Origin of the sequence: Mycobacterium sp. PO1, from assembly GCF_017312405.1 — a bacterium.
Lineage (GTDB): Bacteria > Actinomycetota > Actinomycetes > Mycobacteriales > Mycobacteriaceae > Mycobacterium.
In genome coordinates this window covers 1-17,333 of the sequence record NZ_BLTG01000056.1, presented here as the reverse complement: position 1 = coordinate 17,333, position 17,333 = coordinate 1, and the positions used below count along the sequence as shown (strand labels likewise).

At 60.8% G+C, this 17,333-nt stretch carries 12 protein-coding genes; all 12 read right to left on the bottom strand.

Annotated elements, in window-relative coordinates; all coding sequences use genetic code 11:
* Positions 1 to 218: 218 nt before the first annotated feature.
* Positions 219 to 515, bottom strand: coding sequence for a hypothetical protein (locus J3476_RS18860; protein WP_143773406.1), 297 nt, complete (start codon positions 513 to 515; stop codon positions 219 to 221).
* Complete coding sequence (locus J3476_RS18855) at positions 515 to 1,501, bottom strand: caspase family protein (RefSeq protein ID WP_143773405.1); 987 nt, start codon at positions 1,499 to 1,501, stop codon at positions 515 to 517. Before J3476_RS18855 ends, J3476_RS18860 begins: the two co-directional genes overlap by 1 nt.
* Before the next feature lie 6 nt (positions 1,502 to 1,507).
* The gene (locus tag J3476_RS18850) at positions 1,508 to 1,879 is read right to left on the bottom strand and encodes a TIR domain-containing protein (RefSeq protein WP_143773404.1); all 372 of its coding nucleotides are present in this window, start codon (positions 1,877 to 1,879) and stop codon (positions 1,508 to 1,510) included.
* Positions 1,880 to 2,142: 263 nt separating this feature from the next.
* Positions 2,143 to 5,223, bottom strand: coding sequence for a type III restriction-modification system endonuclease (locus tag J3476_RS18845; protein WP_207067912.1), 3,081 nt, complete (start codon positions 5,221 to 5,223; stop codon positions 2,143 to 2,145).
* A 5-nt stretch (positions 5,224 to 5,228) separates the two neighbouring features.
* The gene (locus tag J3476_RS18840) at positions 5,229 to 7,187 is read right to left on the bottom strand and encodes a site-specific DNA-methyltransferase (RefSeq protein ID WP_143772581.1); all 1,959 of its coding nucleotides are present in this window, start codon (positions 7,185 to 7,187) and stop codon (positions 5,229 to 5,231) included.
* 18 nt (positions 7,188 to 7,205) lie between these two features.
* Positions 7,206 to 7,871 (bottom strand): DUF4391 domain-containing protein, encoded by a 666-nt coding sequence (locus tag J3476_RS18835; protein WP_143772580.1) that lies wholly within the window; start codon positions 7,869 to 7,871, stop codon positions 7,206 to 7,208.
* Entirely contained in the window at positions 7,868 to 11,137 is a 3,270-nt protein-coding gene (locus J3476_RS18830) for a helicase-related protein (RefSeq protein WP_143772579.1), read from the bottom strand. The genes J3476_RS18835 and J3476_RS18830 overlap by 4 nt, the downstream gene beginning before the upstream one ends.
* 2 nt (positions 11,138 to 11,139) lie before the next feature.
* On the bottom strand, positions 11,140 to 11,325 hold the full coding sequence (locus J3476_RS18825) for a helix-turn-helix domain-containing protein (RefSeq protein WP_052525842.1): 186 nt from the start codon (positions 11,323 to 11,325) through the stop codon (positions 11,140 to 11,142).
* A gap of 213 nt (positions 11,326 to 11,538) precedes the next feature.
* A complete protein-coding gene (locus J3476_RS18820; protein WP_143772578.1) occupies positions 11,539 to 11,955 on the bottom strand; it encodes a hypothetical protein in 417 nt (138 codons plus the stop codon).
* Positions 11,952 to 14,018, bottom strand: a complete 2,067-nt coding sequence (locus tag J3476_RS18815; RefSeq protein WP_143772577.1) for a hypothetical protein — start codon at positions 14,016 to 14,018, stop codon at positions 11,952 to 11,954. The genes J3476_RS18820 and J3476_RS18815 overlap by 4 nt, the downstream gene beginning before the upstream one ends.
* Positions 14,015 to 15,832, bottom strand: a complete 1,818-nt coding sequence (locus tag J3476_RS18810) for a hypothetical protein (RefSeq protein WP_207067911.1) — start codon at positions 15,830 to 15,832, stop codon at positions 14,015 to 14,017. The genes J3476_RS18815 and J3476_RS18810 overlap by 4 nt, the downstream gene beginning before the upstream one ends.
* The gene (locus tag J3476_RS18805) at positions 15,829 to 17,229 is read right to left on the bottom strand and encodes a tyrosine-type recombinase/integrase (protein ID WP_236741616.1); all 1,401 of its coding nucleotides are present in this window, start codon (positions 17,227 to 17,229) and stop codon (positions 15,829 to 15,831) included. The genes J3476_RS18810 and J3476_RS18805 overlap by 4 nt, the downstream gene beginning before the upstream one ends.
* Between the last annotated feature and the right edge of the window lie 104 nt (positions 17,230 to 17,333).

Here is a 17,333-nt window from a genome sequence, read left to right as displayed (position 1 = left end):
TTTATGCGAAATTTTGGCGTCTCACGAGACAGCAATGCCGGCGAATCAAGGTCAGGCGAGCGAATCCTGGGGTTTGCCGTTTCAGCTCCTTCGTTGATGATGGCTTGTCCCAGGGTGTTGTCTTTGAAGCCAGCCTCCTTCTGTCCCGCTTGGCTTCCTCCATGTAATTGTCAACTTGCTGCTTCAACGTCTCCATGAAGCTCTGGGCATCGCGCCGCCTACCCCTCCGCAGCGGGCGCCTTGATGGCCGCACCGATGATCGGCAAGTAGCGCCTCACCTGTTCACGATCACTATCCTTCTCCGAATCGCTCAAGTTCTCGTAGGGGGTCTCGATCTGGGTTTGCCAACGCTTTGCTAAATGAGCGGGGATGATCAAAGACCCGTCCTTCGCACGCTGGCACTGGTCATGCATGTATTGCTGCCAATGAGCCCATCGTTCATGCTCGATAGCGGCGAGCTTTTCCATGAGTTCGGGCGTGTCCAGACGTGCCTGGACATCTCTTTCGGTGGACATCAGATGAGGCCGTCGTCGACGAGTTTCCAATAGTGCTGGCCAAGTACAGTCAGCTCGCAGCCGTGTGACCCCATCGCCGCGTGCCACATGTGTGGGGCACCGACGGGCCTCACGAGGTTGACCTTGACATAGTTTTGCAGTACCGCGAAGACAGCCGTGTGGGCCGGATCGGGCGCTGGAACCGAAGGATCTTCGAAGCCGGAGCGGTGCGGCTCGTAGCTGGGATCGAGGCTGAATACGGTTGTAGGAGAGGGGAATATGTCAGTCAGCTGCTGCAGCTCAGCCAGTTCAATTGGCGCAGTAGCCTCCCGCAATGAGATGAAGGTCTTTACGTTGGTCTTGAAAACTGGGCGTTGCGCCCAAGGCCCAAGCGATTGGTCGATGTGCGCATAGACGCTTCCAGGAGTAATTGCTCCTACGAGGTTCGCGGCAGCTCCACTGAGAGCGTCGACGAACAGGCTCGTGAAAACGCCTGATCCACCTCCGGGCGTCTCCATCGCGTACTGGTCAGCGGTCGACGCGGTGAGAATAGTGACACCATCGGAAATCTCGGCAACGTTCTGGCTGAGGGCGCTTGTTCCCGCAATGCCCGCGTGACAACTGTCCAGGATGATGACCTTATTCTTTGCCTTCGACGAGTTGGCCAAGGACATTAGTTCTGCCAGCGACAGACCGTCGTCGCCTGACTGGCAGTCGCTGGCACAAAGGAAGCCTCCGGTGTCTTCGATGTATCCGTGACCGGCAAAGAAGAAGAGTGCTATATCGGCGTCATCGGCGAAAAGCTTCCGGACCGATTCCTTGAGTTCGAGCCTAGTAACCTCGGCCCCAGGGCCGGTCCCGACCAGCAGGTGCGGGGTGGGGAAATTCAGCGTGCCGTCGGCATTCCGCTCGAGAACGTTCTTCACAGCGTGGGCATCGTTGACCGCCCCGCTGAGGTCCCCAATGTATGGGTAGTGGTCGATTCCGACGATCAGCGCCTTCCGCACGACGACCTACAGGGAGTCGATGAAGTTGCTGATGTTTTCATCGCTCCACGTGTACGTGGGCACCCCCGAAATGTTGGTGCGGTCGTCTTTATACGCCCAGATCCCCCGGATCGGCTTGCCCTCATCTTTGGCGCACTGGATCTCCCACTTCTGCCCCGAGGACGTCAGTGAGTTCTTGCTCACCAGCACGATCACTCCGTCCGAGCGACGGATCCGCGTCCGCACTTTGTCTTTCCACTCGGACTCGTACGGTTGCTTGACCGACATGTCGATGAACTCGAAGGGCGTGCGGGGGTGCAGGGACTGACCCTTCAGGAAGTCCCTTTGACGCTCGTCCTCGATCGCGAAGGCGATGAAAATGACCTTGGTGTCTGCCACGGTGCTCCTCGGTGAGCGTGTCGTCACCGCGCCCGGTTGGCCGGTGAAATCACCAGCGAAGTTTACCGGGGAGCACCGACAAGATGGCCGTCGCAGAATCCGAATACTGGTGGCTTGCCTCCCATCGTCAGAAGAGCCACGTGGTCGAGCACCCACAGCGCCGTTGGCAGACCAATTCGACACGTTCTGATATCTCGCATTGCCAGCAATCGACGATGCCCACAGATCCCAGCATCTTTTCCGTCATTTGGACACACCCCTGATCATGTCGTCACGAGCTGCATCAGCTCGGTGTAGTCGGTGACAACCTCGTACTTGACGTTCTCGCCGTTCTTCTCGTTCAGCGACGCGAAGAACTTCCGGGCGCATTCGATCTTCGCGTCCTCGACTCCTTTGAGCTGAAGCGACGAGAGTGAGCCTTTGGTCTCGGCGACGAAGTAGATGTGTTTGACCGTTCCCTCGGTGAACGCGATGGCCCAGTCTGGGTTGTAGTCACCTACGGGGGTCGGAATGAAGAATCCGCGTGGCAGCTTCGCGTAGACGGCAACCTCCTGACTGGTATCGAGCTCGGTGACAAAGTCGCGCTCGACCTTGGAGTCTGTGACGACGTAGTCGTAGATGTGCTTGGTCAGCTTGTTGCCAGCGTGGGTGAGGTCCTGCTTGGTCTGGTTCTCTGTGAAAATCGCTGTGTCGAAACGGTCTTCGAGCGCGTCGTAGGTCAGGTGCTCGACGATCGCTGTTGCCTTCTGCTCGTTGATGAGTCGGGCGGCCTCGGTGATGAACTGCTCCGGATTGAGCCGGAATTTGGCAAACGTCTCCGGGGTGACTCCGCTGAGGATTGCCGCCGCCGTACGACGGGTGAGCTGAGTTTTTTCCGTGATTTCACCGAGTAGGTCGTACCTGACCTGGGACGCGGCCGACACCGTCGCGGTGTGGGTTGTAGTGCTGGCCACGTCGAACCCGGCGCCGCTGGTGAGGTCGTCAGCTTCGAGGGCGTCGCGCTGCGTGCCAGCTTGGACCACGTATTGCATCGCGGCGACCTTGAGATGCTTGTCGAGTGCGTGAATGCACTTGGTGACGAGCTCGGATGAGTCGAACTCGACCTGATAGACGGCCTTCTGGTTGATCCGGCGCCACAGGGCCTGGAACTCTTTCTTGGCGAAGTTGGCCTCATTGAGCGGGATCTTCTTGGGCTTGCGGTCGTCGGTTGGGGCCGGGACATCGATGTTCAGCGAGTCGACCAAGGGCAACAGAAACTTGAGCACGGGTTTCAGGGCCTCGGATGTCGGCTCTGCCAGGGTGCCAGCCTCTTTCGCTGCCTTGTACTCGTCGGAAAGCGTGTCATCCTCGTTCAGGTAGTCGTTCTTGATCAGGTACTTATAGAGCGCCTGCGCGAGGGCTTCCTCGACTAGCGACTCGCCGTCTTCGGTCTGAATTGTCTTGCCGGTGAAGAACTTCACGCTTGCCTTGCGTGGCCGCGCAGCCAGCGAGTCGGAGATTTCCTTTTGTAGTCCTGCGACGAAGTCGGTGTAGGACTCGTCGGTGACAACTGTCAACTCGTTGATGTCGTGCACCGTGACGGGGTTGTCCATACGTTCGCCATGTTGGTCGACGGCCAAGCGCAGGCCGCGGCCGATCTCTTGTCGCCGCGATACGGTGTTATCGCTTTTCTTGAGCATGCCCATCACGAAGACGTTGGGGTTGTCCCAGCCTTCCCGAAGGGCGGAGTGGGAAAAGATGAAGCGAACCGGCTCGGCCAGCGATAACAACCGCTCCTTGTCCTTGAGGATCAGGTCGTAGGCGTCGACGTCCTTGGATTGGCCCTTTTCGTCACCTGTCGTGTGCACTGGCCCGTCGACCGCATGCCTGGTCTTCTTGTCGATCGAGAAGTAGCCCTCGTGCACGGCATGCACGTTGTCGCGGCGAAGATACGCCCGGTATGCCGCGGATGCGACGTCGAACTCGAGCTCGCCGAGAGTCTCATCGACGATCGCGGCGTACTCCTCCTCGAAGGTCCGGGCATAGTCGCCGAGCGTGTCCTCGCGGTCGTAATCGCGGTACTTCGCCACCTCGTCAATGAAGAACAGCGATAGCACCTTAACGCCTTGGGTGAACAGCTCCCGTTCCTTATCGAGGTGCGCCCGAATCACCTCACGGATCTGAATGCGGCGCTTGGCTTCTTCGGTGACGTCACGGTCAGAGAGCTGTCCAGCGATGACGACATCACCGTTGCTGAGTTCGATGACGTCGCGGTTGGCGTCGATGTCGGTGATGAAGAGGCCCTTGTACGCCTCGATGCCATTGGAGATGTCATGGAGGTTGGTACGCACATCAAGGCGCTTAACCTGGCGCGCGATCGGCCCACCTTTGGTCTGTACCTCGATCTCCACGCGGGCCCGCGGTTTTGCGCCCTTGGCGATCTCGATGGCATCGAGGTACAGGTAAGCCGTCGTGCCGGCCAATCCCTTCACAGTGATGCCTCGCACCGCAATCTTCTTGACCAACTTCTGGTTGTAGGCATCGAGCGCGTCGAGGCGGTGAACTTTGGTGTGCTCGACCTTGTGAGTTGCCGAGTAGCGCAGCACCATGAGTGCATTGAATCGCGACAGTGCTTCCAATGACTTTGGTGCACTGATCTTTTGCGGTTCGTCGATGATCACGATGGGACGGTTTGCGCTGATGACATCGATGGGACGCCGCGACTGGAAGTCGTCGAGTTCGTCGTAGATGCGGCGGTTATCCTTGCTCGTCGAATTGAACGCCTGAATGTTGATGATCATCACCTGCACCCCGGCGTCCGAGCTGAACCGCTCCAACTCATGCAGCTGGGCAGAGTTGTAGATGAACGACCGAGGCTTACTGCCGTACGTCTGCTGGAAGTGCTCGGCCGTCAAATCGATTGACTTCTTCACCCCCTCGCGAATTGCGACCGACGGGACGACGATGATGAATTTCGACCAGCCGTACCGCTTGTGCAGTTCCATGATCGTTTTGATGTAGACGTAGGTCTTACCGGTACCGGTTTCCATCTCGACGTCGAGATTAGGAGCACCCGGAGCGGCTTTGCTGTCCACCAGCTTGTCCGACAGCGGCAGGTTTCGCGACCGTTGAACGTGCTGAACGTTCTCTAGCCGCTGCGTTGGTGTCAACGCGATCTCGGCATTTCGCAGACCCGAGTCCGAAGTCGCACTCGGGTCAAAAAGCATCGGAGCCGTGGCCGGCTTCGCCCTGCCCGGATCGATCCGATAGGAAACACCATCATGTTTCGGCTGTCCGGCGAAGACCTCGACAACCGCGTCCACGGCATCGGTCTGATACTGCTGAATCTTGAACTGAAGCTTCATCAGTGTCAGATGGCCTTCACATCCGTCGCCGGGGAGATCTCATGGAAGATCTGTTCCGCATTGATCCGAGCGTCGTCGGAGGCGAAACCGGAGTCGCGGAATACCGCCCGCAGCGGCTCACGCTTCGCGATCGCCCGCACCAGCTCCGGGCTCACTTCCGAATCGAAACAGGCGACGAGAGCGTCGTCCTCGACGAGGTAGACCTCATGGCCCTCGAGCTTCTCCACGCTGATGGGCATCGTCAGTTCGAGACCCCAGTCGAGCAACACCTGGAACAGCAGATCCTCACCCGAGCGGTCCGGCTTCACGCTGTCCCCTAAGCCGGAAAGGGTCTGTTGCTCAGTCTCGTCGGGAGTACGCAGCACGTCCGTCAAGTTTGTTGTGTCCACCTTGAGAACTCGAAACCCTGGAGCGACAGAGTCCGCGAGAATCCCGGCCTCGTCGACGAGCTTGGCCCCCGCCCGCCGCAGTCGTTCCTTCGCTACTTCCGCAATCGTCGTGTATCCGGCCTGGGCTGCACCTGAGCTCTCTGCCACCGATTCATCAAGCTGAACCAGGATGAAACGCCGGTGTCCCCCATCGAGGGCATTCAGCGCCATCACCGCGTGCCCTGTGGAACCGGAACCTCCAAAGAAGTCGAGGACCATAGCGTCCTTCTTGCCTTGAGTTACGGCGTTAATCCACTTGCACAGCACGCCGATGTCCTTGGGGTTGTCAAAGACGTCGGCGCCCATCAGATCGATCAAAGCTCCCGTCGCACTCGCACGCTCCTGTACGACGAGCGAACGAATCGCCTGATCTTCCTGCTCGTCCAGATACATCTTGCGGCGCGGTGTCGTCGTCTCGTCAGGACCGAAGATGATTCGTCCTTCTGCCAGCATCTGATCCATCGTTTCCCGCGAGTAGCGCCAGCCATTCTCGTGCATCGGAACAGGCCGTCCTGTAACTGGATGGAGTAGCTCGTACTGGAGATTCGCCCGGGGGTTCGGACTCGCGAGTGGTCCACGGAGGAATGCGCGACCAGATTCATCGATCTCGGTGTACGACTGGAGCCCCTTTTCAGTCTCCGGCTTGGACTTCCACCACTCACGCAGAATTGCCGTAGCCCTCGCAGCGTCCTCGCCCGAACGCGCCCACGCATCACGCACTGCCGCGACGACCAGCCCATAGCCGCTTTTCGGTTCCTTCCAGCGCACGTCGTCGGCAATTAGTCGATTCCGGTCACGACCGTAGACGAGCATGTAGTCCAAGCCGCCCCCAGCAAAGCGCGCGTCATTCTTCGCTCGGCCCTGCCAAACGATATTCGCGAGGAAGTTCTGAGCGCCAAAGACCTGATCGAGTAATTGCTTGAGCCCAGAGTGCTCACGATCATCGATCGCGGCGATGAGCACGCCAGTCTCCGAAAGTAGGTTGCGCGCCAGCTTCAATCGGGGATACATCATGCTCAGCCAGTCGGAGTGAAATCTCCCGTTCGCTTCGGTATTCGCGACTAGCCGAGCCCCGCGCCCATCCACTTGGCCCGAGCGCAGCAGATACTCGGCCGCCGTCTCAGCGAAGTCGTCGGCGTAGACCCAATCAGCGCCGGAGTTGTAGGGCGGATCAACGTAGATCACATCCGCTCTTCCGAGATACGACTCCTGGAGGAGTTTGAGCGCATCGAGGCTATCGCCCTCAATGAACAGGTTATGCGCATCGTCGAAGTCGACCGACTCCTCACGCGCGGGCCGAAGAGTCTTCGCAATGGGTGCGTTAGCGATGAACAACGCTGCGCGCTTGCCGGGCCAGTCGAGTTGGTAACGTTCCTGCGGGCCTTCGACAACATGATCTGACAGTTCCTGGCGCAGCAGGTCGAAGTCGACGGCCTTCTTGGGATTCCCCTCGGCGTCGAGCTTCTCGGTGATGACGTTGGGGAACAGCTCGGCGAGCTTGTCAATATTGGCCTCGGTCATGTCGGGCGATGTCATGCGAAGTTTCTCCACCTGCTACCTCTGCTGTTCCAGTTCTGCTTGCTTCGTTTTCAGGGCGCGCCGAAGCTCCACCTTGCGGTTGAGTTGCGGCTCGGCGCGGAGTTTGCGCTCAAGGGAGGCGACCTCGCGTTCGAGCTTGCGCACGGCCTGGAGTCTGGCAGCAACGTCTGACAATTCCTCTCCTGGCCGTGCTGATACCGGGGTCAGCGGCGTAAGGAGTGCGGTGTACAGGGACGGCAGGCTGATCGCTGTGGGTAGTGGCTGTCGCTCTGCGTCCTGGGGTTGCCAGTCGGTCGTGTAGTAGGCGCCGAGCTTCGGCGTAGCGGGGCCGGCCTGTTTGTGCGATGCAGCCATCCGGACTCGCTGGTCGTCGCCTTCGCCCGTGACTATCTCGAAGATGATGGGGGTCTTGACCGCTTTGTCGATGGCGGCGAGCACGGACTCGCCAACATCGTCGCCCTTTGTATCGATCTGGAAGACTTGGATTTCGGGGACGTCTGCGTTGCCGGGCAGGTTGATGGTGGATTGGGCGAGCTTGTAGGCCCAGGTGATGCGCTGGACCTCGGTGACGAATTTGTCACGCACCGCACTGGGGACGGTGCCGTGTTCGTAGAACTTGGTCTTCGGGACGGTACGACCGAATTTGGCGGCGACGGGCCAGCGGTAGAGCAGGGCCGTCATGTGGTTCCTTCGGTGGTGTCGACGATCGCGATGAATGCGGTGAGTTCGAAGTCGTCGAGGCCGGCGATTGCCTGGGTGAGCGCGGTCGTGTGTCCTCCGCTGAAGAGGCTGTCGATGTCGCGTTCTTCGGTGACGTCGATCATGGATCGGATTGCTGCGGTGAGCAATTCGGAGTACTTGCCCATCTCTGCACCTTCGTGCGTGGCCGCGTTGAAGACGCGGGTGACCTCGGTGACGGGTTCCTCATGGGGCCGGCATCCTGTGCGAATCAGGTCGAGCAGGTGTTTGGCCTCTGTGTGGTCGGCGATGACGTTGCCGTTGTCGTCGAGGTAGACCAGGTAGTGCGGGTGAAGCCGGTTGCCCCGATTGATGTTCTCGTTGGCGTCGACGTTGCGCAGCGCGAACAGCACACCGGGGTGGAGGCCTCTTGAGGGGTCTGCGGGGAGCACGGCGTGAAGTCCCTTCGGCGCGGTGGCCAGATCGCCGGACTCCTTGAGGTATCCCAGCAGGTCCATGCGGAAGTCGTTGAGACCGAGATCGGTGATGGACACACCGGTGCGGACATCTTCGAGTTCGATGACTTCGTCTTGGAGTTTGCGGAGCTGCTCCTTCCGGAACGCGGCATCGCTGCCTTCAAGGGTGAGGACATTGTCGTCGGCGGTGCCGGCGAGGTCGGCGATGACCATGCGGTTCTCGACGCGTTCCTTTAGGTTGATGTATTCGTCGAGGGAGATGTCGGGCCAGAAGTTCACGAGCTGGATCTGGGCGTTGGTCGAGCCGATGCGGTCGATGCGGCCGAATCGTTGGATGATCCGTACCGGGTTCCAATGAATGTCGTAGTTGACGAGATAGTCACAGTCCTGGAGGTTTTGGCCTTCGCTGATGACGTCGGTGCCGATCAGCACATCGAGTTCGCCGGTGTCTTTGGGCATGGTGAGGTGGCGTTGTTTGGACTTCGGCGAGAACAACGTCAGGACCTGCTGGAAGTCGTAGCCGGTCCCCAGCGTTGTTTTCGCGGCGTGGGCGCCGCCAGTGACGAGCGCGGTGTGTAACCCGGAGTCGCTCAATGCCGGCGCGAGCTGTTTGTAGAGGTACTCGGCGGTGTCGGCGAACGCCGAGAAGATCAGTGCCTTGCGATTCAACGGGTTGAGGGGGTTGGCGGCCTTGTCCTCGATGAGTCGTTTGAGCTCCCGCAGCTTGAGGTCGTGATCCGGTGTGACCCTGCGCATCTCGTCGAGTAATTCACGGAGGGTCTCGCGGTCGTTCCAGAGATCGCGCTGCCAGGATTCTACGTCGATGTCGTCGAGGTCGATCTTTATCTTCTCGCCAAACGAGAGGGCCTCGACGTTGGCGTCATCCTCGTCGTCGACATCGAGGTCCAGGCCGGAGAAATCGACGCTGAGGTCGTTCAAGGATCCCGTTCTTGACTTGAGCCGGATCAGAGTGTTGTCGACTGCCCCTTCAATTTTGGCGAGGGTGAGCCGGAACGCCTCGACCGAACTCTCCAAACGCTTGAGCAGGTTGACCGTCATGAGCTTTTTCAAGCCCTGCTCACGGCCGAGCTGCCCGATATTGGAGCGCGCAGTGCCGCCCTTGACGTTGTAGAGATCTTCGTACTTACCGATCCGGCTTGGGAATACGTAGGCCAGCGGCGTGTAGACCGCCAGGGTGAGCACCTGAAGCTGTCCGAAGATTTCGTTGAATGCGGGCACATCGGGGAGGTCGGAGAGCGGCTCACGAATCGACCGCGGCGGGAGCCGTTGTGGGAAAGTGCCGATCTCGGTGGTGTCGTAGAACGCCTGAATGTGCTTGCGGGACCGTGCGATGGTGACCGAGTCGAGCAGTTCGAAGAAGTCGAAGTCGAGCATCTGCAAGATACGGTCGGTGGTGCGCGCCTCGGGGTCGAGCTTGGACCACTCGTTGAAGACGCGCTGCGCGTCGCTGAACACTTTCTCGACCGTCGTCGAGATGTTGAGATGCTGGCTTAGGTTCTCCGACCTTCCTTCGTAGGCAAGCTGGAGTTGGTTCTTCAGGTCGTTGAAGCGGTTGTTGACCGGTGTGGCCGACAGCATCAGCACTTTGGTCTTCACGCCCTCGCGGATGACTTGACGCATCAGCCGCTGGTAGCGCGACTCTTTTTCTTCTGCGTAGTCGGCGTTGCGGAAGTTGTGGGACTCGTCGATAACGACGAGGTCGTAGTTGCCCCAATTGATTCGGTCGAGCCGCAGCCCCAACGATTCACCTCTGGTGCGGGAAAGATCGGTGTGAGCAAGGACGTCGTAGTTGAACCGGTCGCGAGCGAAAATATTGGTGGTCAGATTGGCGTTGTAGTTGGTCCAGTTCTCCGCAAGCTTCTTCGGTGCAAGCACCAGGACAGACTTGTTGCGCAGCTCGTAGTACTTGATCACTGCAAGCGCGGTGAAGGTCTTCCCGAGTCCCACGCTGTCAGCGAGGATGCAGCCGTTGTAGGTCTCCAGTTTGTTGATGATTCCCGTCGCCGCGTCCCGCTGGAAGTTGTACAGGCTCTGCCAGACCTGCGTTTCCTGGTAGCCGGTGCGATCATTCGGCAGGACGTCCTCGCTGACGTCTTCGAGAAACTCCGAGAACAGGTTGTACAGGATCAGGAAATAGATTCGCGCCGGTGAGTTTTCGGCGTACACGCTCGCGATGTGGTCGTACACCGCTTGGGTGACATCTTCGAGCTGCGTGGGGTTGTTCCAGATCTGATCGAACAGGGCGGCGTATTGCCGTGCCATGGGAGCTTCGTCGAGCTTGGTCACGACGTTCGACACCGCGTTCCCACGCTCGTAACCAAGGTCGGCAGACGTGAACCCCTGGATCGGCTGGTAGGCGACCTTGTCATCCACAACGGCGAACTGCTGCATCGGTGCACCAGTCCGGTTCGACCGGAAGCGAACCTTTCGGCGCACCCACTCCGCACATTCACGCGCGATAGCCCGCTGCGTCAGCTTGTTGCGCAGACGGATCTCGAACTGAGAACCGTAGAGCGACGACTCCCCGTTGGACCCCGGCGGAATGAAGAACTGTCGGCGTTCCTTGGGCAGCTGATCGGTAGCCGCCGCGGCGACAAACGACGGCGAGGTGAAGACGAACTCGAGCTCTTCGACTCGCTCCAACTCCTTGCGCAGCGCCTCAAACGCGAAGATGGAAAATGTCGATGCAGCGATACGCAGCTTCGACCCAACCTGCACCTCAGCCTTGAGATCGTCGCCGAGGAGATCGTTGACGTTGTCGATGATGTGCACGTTCAGTCCTCCGCGGCCGTAGCCCCGTTACGACGAACCCAATCGTCGACCTCGGCTGCCTGGAACTTCCACAGGCGCCCCAGCTTGTGAGCCGGCATGCCCTTCTCGGCGATCCAGGCGTACACGGTGTCCTTGGTGACGCCAAGGTGGGTAGCAATGTCGTCGGCTGACAGCCACGGCTCGGGCACGGGCGAACCTCCTGGCTGACAGCTAATCGACACCTCGGTGCATGGGCGAGATGAGCTTATCGGGAAGAGAGCCATTTGGACCGGTTTTGACCGGGTATAGCGGGTGAAGCCCGTTGCGCGCCGGGCTTGGGTTGGCGAACGCCGGCGAGGAGACGGAGGAGAAGTGGGCAGTCGTTATCGTCGGTCCAGCAGAACGCTGAGGTTGGCCGATAATCACCTTCGTCTGCGTGCTGCACGGTCCCGTATAGGCGTGACGGTGCCAATCGGAGTCTCGCCCCGACTGGCCTGAAGCTGTGCGTTGAGCTCTGCGATCACGGTGACGGCGGCCCGGTTTCTGCGTTCGAGGTCGCTGTTGTGTTCGCGCAGCCTCGCGACGCTCTTCTTGAGTTCAGTGACCGTGGCCTGTAGTCCAACGAGCTCGGCGTCACGAGGAGCGGGTTCCTTGCCGACGCTGGCGTTCCAGTCTGCGATTACCTCAGTGGCACGGTTCATGGTTGCGCGGCTGACGCCGGCTTCGATGTGCAAGTTGGCTTTCGTGAGCCGGCCGTCGGTCCGATTGGACTTGCCCGCCAGCAGGCGCTCCATTGCGTCGCGGAGCTTCTTCTCGGTTGCCGGACTGACGCTGGTCACTTCGGCTCCTGGTGGGTGATTTTGCGGACGTCGGCGAGCTGGGTTTCGAGGCGCTGGCGGTGGACGGGTGCCATTCTCTTGTCCTTGAGCTTGTCGACGAGGTCGGATTCCTCGCGCAGCCAGATGGGCAGGTGTTGGTCGGTGATGACCGAGTTTCGGCAGGTGGCGGGTTGACACATGCTCGGGATCGGGCCGCCGGCTTTCACGGCTGCGGATGCGCCTTCCAGGCATAGCGCTTTGGCGGGGTCACCGAGGCAGTGGTTGAGGGTGCCGAGTCGGATGGTGGCGAATTCGTCGCGTAGCAGGGCTCGGAGCATGCGTTCGTTGCCGATGGCGACGGTGGTCTTGGCGCGGTCGGTGATGTCGGCGAGGCCGTTGGCGAAGGTTGTTGCGCCGGGGCCGCGCAGAGCGTGGTCGCCTTGGGCGTGACGTGCCCAGTCAGCGACGAGTTCCCCGGCGGCCGCTTCCTTGGCGTGGTGTTCGAATTCTTTGGCCCATTCAGGCGTGGGCGCCGCGTATCCACTCGTTGTGGCGTTGGCAAGTGCGCGAACGGCATTGTGTTTGAGCGTGATTCCTAACGCGATTTCGCCGTCGGGCTCGTTGGCGGTGATCACGGCCATGGTGCGGCGAAACATGTGAGGCGCCAGCGGAGTCGCGGGAATGCGCTCCAAACCGTTCTGGGGTGAATGGTCGTTGACCCACGCGACGAACGATCGGATCTGTTCGTATTGGTCGAATCCTGTCAAGTCGCGGTGCACGCTTTCGCGCACAGCGCCGAAGAGTCGGTTCTCGTCGAGGGTGATTTGTTCAGCGACTTTTAACGCCGTCACGACTGGTTCGCTTACCCACCAGCGTTGTGGTGTTCCACCGTGTGGTTGCATCTTGTGCAGTGTGCTGGTGACGGCGGGGGCGCCGTAATGTGTTCCGATGGCCCCGGTGGCGAGGCTTTGAACTTCGCTGTCACGCATCATCGTCATGATCGCGACGAAAATGTATGCGGCGTTGCGCAGTTGGGTGAGTTCCTTGCTGACGATGATGCGGTCGAAGCCGCTTATCCAGGGTCCGTGTGTGCTGTCGGGCCGTTCAACAGCCGCGGGTTGGACCGAGCTGTAGCCGTATCGAGTGGGCACGCCTTGGCCGATCGCCTGACGGACGCGAAGTTGCCGAGCAGGTCCGCGGTTGCCGTAGAAGTTGGTGCCGCTCAATCCAGGTGTCGTGCAGAGACCCAGGCCGTCCCAGTTGATGTCTCCCGCCCGTGCGCGTCCCAAGGTGTAGATGTGCAGGGGAACAAAGGCTTCAGGTGATGACAGCCAGGCGTCAAGCGCGTCGTCGATATCCCGTGTTGAGGGACGGACCTCCCGATACTTGGGCCCACGCGTATCGAGGAGCGTAATTTCATCGCGAGCAGCAGTGATGTCGGCGGCGAAAGTGTCGATGTAGGTCCAGCAGGCGCGTACCAGTGGCCAGAAGGTCTCCGGCGGGATGACGGGCGTCTTGACTTCGCCGCTGGATCTCGCAGCCCACGGGCTGACCTGGACGGAGAGTCCGCCGTTGGGCAGGAGTCCCCGGAAATCACCGAGGTGGCGCAGGAGGTCGTTGGCGCTACGGCCGGCAGAGAAGGATCGAGCCTTTCGCGAGGCGAGGTAGGCCTCACCGTCAGCGTGAGTCCATGCTGAAAGCTCCTCGCTGAGTCCGGCCGTGGCGGCCCATTCCGCGAGGTATCTCAATTCGGTGAGGACATGTCGGATCGACTTCAATTTGTAGGGCCGATTGGAGCGATAGATTCCGGCTTGTCTGACAACGGGGTGGACCGGTTGCAGCATGGCCATCGCGAGGGTCTTGGCGACCGGCACCCACCCGTCGGGATACACATCGAAACGCAAATGTGCCTGTGCAGCATTGAGGTTCGGTGCGAGACCGCTAGCGGTGAGATCCCAGCGCGGGAGGTCCCCGAATCGGGGGTCAGGCCCGTCGGTCACGCGGCGGTCAGCAGGTAACACTGGCTCGTCGGGGTCGAAGCCTGTCAGTGCCGGCCAAGTCTGCGGCTGGGGTGGATTGGTCATTGTTCGGCCCTTTGTCCAAGCGGGCGGTGCAGATGGATGTCCGCCTGGCGGGCAGCCTCGATCTGCTCGGGTAAGAACTCGGCGACGATGGCGTCGATGTTGACTCTCTGCTGGCCGTAGATCTCGCTGAACACCCTCGGTGGCGTGTTGTTCTCGATGGCGTCCAGTGCCTCTCGGTAGGCGATCAGGCGCGGCAGGTGATCGCGGAACACGATGGCGTTACGGCATTGCAAGCACATCGACGGTGAGGCATGGCATAGCGAGCCCTGATCCATGAACGGTGCGTCATAGGGATCTCGGCAAGCAGCGATCGTCAGTTCCTGCTCAGGGGGCGTCTCCGCGGCGACGGTGGCGGCAATTTCGGCGAGCTCGGGATCTGTCGGTGATTCGGCGACCTCGGCTGCCGTCGCGGCCACGAATGTTGGTCCCTGTGAGGCGCGTTGCAGGACCTTCTGCTGCGCACGCAGCACCGTCTGGGCGGCGATCGTGTGAACGGTCGTGGTTTGCGCGTAGTGGTCGCGGAAGACCTCGACGGTGTGGTCGTCGCCGGCAGCGCCGGCGAGGGTGCCCAGCAGAGCCGCGCGTGCGCTCTTGACCGTCTTACGGAGCCGGCGCATGTCGTGGGGTTGGCTGATCGAGAGGCTGTGGCGCTCAATCAGATTCTTCAGCGTGTTGAGTTTTCCGAAGTGGTGCTCCCGGATCACGTAATGGGGATACTCGTGGTCGAGCCGATCACGGACAGACCGGCATCCGGTCACCCAGAACAGCGGTTGATCCGGCGTCAGCGCGTGGGCGTGGCGCATGGCATGGGCAGCTCGCCGCAGAAGGTCGCCGGCCTTCCACCCCCACGGCTGGTCCCGCGGCGAGGCCAGAGTGTGCCATCGGATCCGTTGGGCACGCGCCTTTGTCGCCCGAACCCGCACGGACTCCACGCCGAACTCGATGTCCTCGCGGCAGAGTCGAGCGCTCTCTTCGGGCGACCATCCGGTCTGCAGATGCAGTAACACCCGGATGGCCAGGAGGTACTCGGCATCGGGAGCCAGGAATGCGCCGACGGCTGTCAGCAGTGGTGGGGCCTTGATTCGCGCGGCGGCGCGCCAGACTCCGGACATGCGGTCGATCTCTAGCGGATCCAGTTGGCGTCGTGATCCGGCGAGATGGATGTGGAACTCATCCTTATAGGGCACGTTGCGTAAAGCCCACAGCACGTTCTCCACGCTGTTCCACCCGTGGATCCGCGGATCGTGGCCGCCGCGAAGTAGGGCGTCGCCGCGCGTCAGACGGTCCTCTGTGTCGCGCACGATCTGCCGGCAGGTCTGCTCGAGTTGGAGGCGCTCGTCGTTGCTGAATTCGTCGAGAGGGAGTTCCTGCCATGGCCGTCCGTCTAACACCTGGCCGTTCGCCCAGTCCGCCAGCACACCTCCGGGGATCCCGTTGGACTGCAGGTAGCGGGCGACCTGATTGCGAAGTTCCATGCCCAGGTCTTTGGCTCGGACGCTGGGCGGGGGGAACTCGGCGACCATCGCCGATTCCCAATCATGTAGCCGCCGGGCCACGTCCGCGCCGTCGCCGGACAATGTCAGGAATCTGTCCGCGTCGGCGGTAAGGAAGTTCCCGACACTACGAACCACGCTGGATTGGCGGGACACTGTGCCAGGTGATAGCGATGCGGTCTCGGCGCATTCCTTCCATGCGTCAGCCAGTTCAGCCACGAGCCTTGTCGCTACATACCGGCGTGGATCAATTCGAGATTGTTTCAGCGGACCACCCGGCGGAAACGTCACAATACGCGGCTGGCGGTCGGAATCGTTCACGGCCGTTGTGCCTCGATTTGCGCGAGAACGTAACTGGCGTAGTCACGTTCGTTGTCGCTCCACGACTCGAAGGCACGTTGAATGAGCTCGTCTGACTCATCGACATAACGCAGATAAACCATCGTCGTGGACGGGCTGGCATGCCCGAGCAGACGCTGCAAAGTCAACAAAGGGTTGTGAATGATGTGCTCGCTGATAGTGCCGAACCCGTGCTTGGGACGCGATCGTTCGAGCTGCGCAGCACGCGCCTGCAAGCTACGCAACATCACCACGGCAAACGTATGGCGCAAGTCATGTGGCGTGACCGCCACCGACATCATCGGAACCTGGCCCTCGAAGTTCGCCAGCCGGTCGTTGGCCTCCTCAAAGTATTGGTGCCACCGCCGCTGCGATGGCGGCACGCCGCCTCGACCGACGAACAGCGACAGTGGCTCGATCCCGCCAGGAGTCACCTTCACCAGTACGCGTCGCGTCTCTGGCGGAATCGTCGCGAACTCGTCGCGCCGCTCGTCACCATTAAGCGTGTAGACCAGCTTGCCCGCCGGCAGGTCAACGTCGTGGACCACCGCCATATTCGGCAGTTTCCGGCGCAAGCTCGCCTGGGCCTTCCGCACCAGCGATTTCCGTTCCGTGTTTCGGTACAGCTCAACTGTCTGGACGGTGGATGCCGGAACATAAACTCGGCGTCGACGGCCGTTCTTCGCGCATGCCTCCAGCACGAGTGAAGTGCCAGCCCCCTCCGATCGGACCTCGACGTCCAGCAGGGTGCTCCATTCGGTGAGCCTCATCCCCGTGGTCAGTGCCAGCTCGGCGGCGCACGCGTTTCGGACCGTAGACCTGCCGCGGTAGGAGCGATCCAGCTCTCCCGTGGGCAACTCCCCGCCGAACCCAACATCGCGCAACGCGACCCACTGCGCGTGAGAAAGCGCCCGAACATCCATCTCAGTCCGAGGAATCCGCGGAGTCACCACCGACCGGCTACCGACCTGAATCCACGGCAAACTGTCTCTGCGCCCGGTTTCGTACAAGTACGTGAAGAGAGCTCGAATCACCACCAATTGCCGAGCCCACGAACGCGGCGAGACCCCGGAAGCGAATCGGTCCGCCCGGTAGGCCACCAGGTCGGACTCCGAGACATCTAGCACCCCAACGCCTCTCGTCTCTAGGAAGCGGCCGAATTCGAGCGCGTCGCGGGCGTAGGAGACAACAGAGTTCCGACGTAGATTTTGCGAGTACAGCCCCAGGAATGTGCACCAAGGTTCCACCGGGCGCATCGAATTGTCCACCAATACCGGAGTCCCGTCGGGCACTCGTGGCGTCGAGATGGCGTCGGAGCCGACCGCCTTCAACCTGTCCGGCCGCGACACCAGCGACCAGTCAGCGAAGTACAAATCCACCGGAAGCGTCCCCCTCAACGGCCCTTCTGTAGTCAGGGTTGCGGGCACTGTAACGGGGTGGCGCATGGATCCGAGTGAGACACGCCCAAATACAGCGCATAACG

Coding starts and splice junctions, on each gene's coding strand:
- J3476_RS18860 (WP_143773406.1), bottom strand. CDS start 515: ATGTCCACCGAAAGAGATGTCCAGGCACGTCTGGACACGCCCGAACTC.
- J3476_RS18845 (WP_207067912.1), bottom strand. CDS start 5,223: ATGAAGCTTCAGTTCAAGATTCAGCAGTATCAGACCGATGCCGTGGAC.
- J3476_RS18840 (WP_143772581.1), bottom strand. CDS start 7,187: ATGACATCGCCCGACATGACCGAGGCCAATATTGACAAGCTCGCCGAG.
- J3476_RS18835 (WP_143772580.1), bottom strand. CDS start 7,871: ATGACGGCCCTGCTCTACCGCTGGCCCGTCGCCGCCAAATTCGGTCGT.
- J3476_RS18815 (WP_143772577.1), bottom strand. CDS start 14,018: ATGACCAATCCACCCCAGCCGCAGACTTGGCCGGCACTGACAGGCTTC.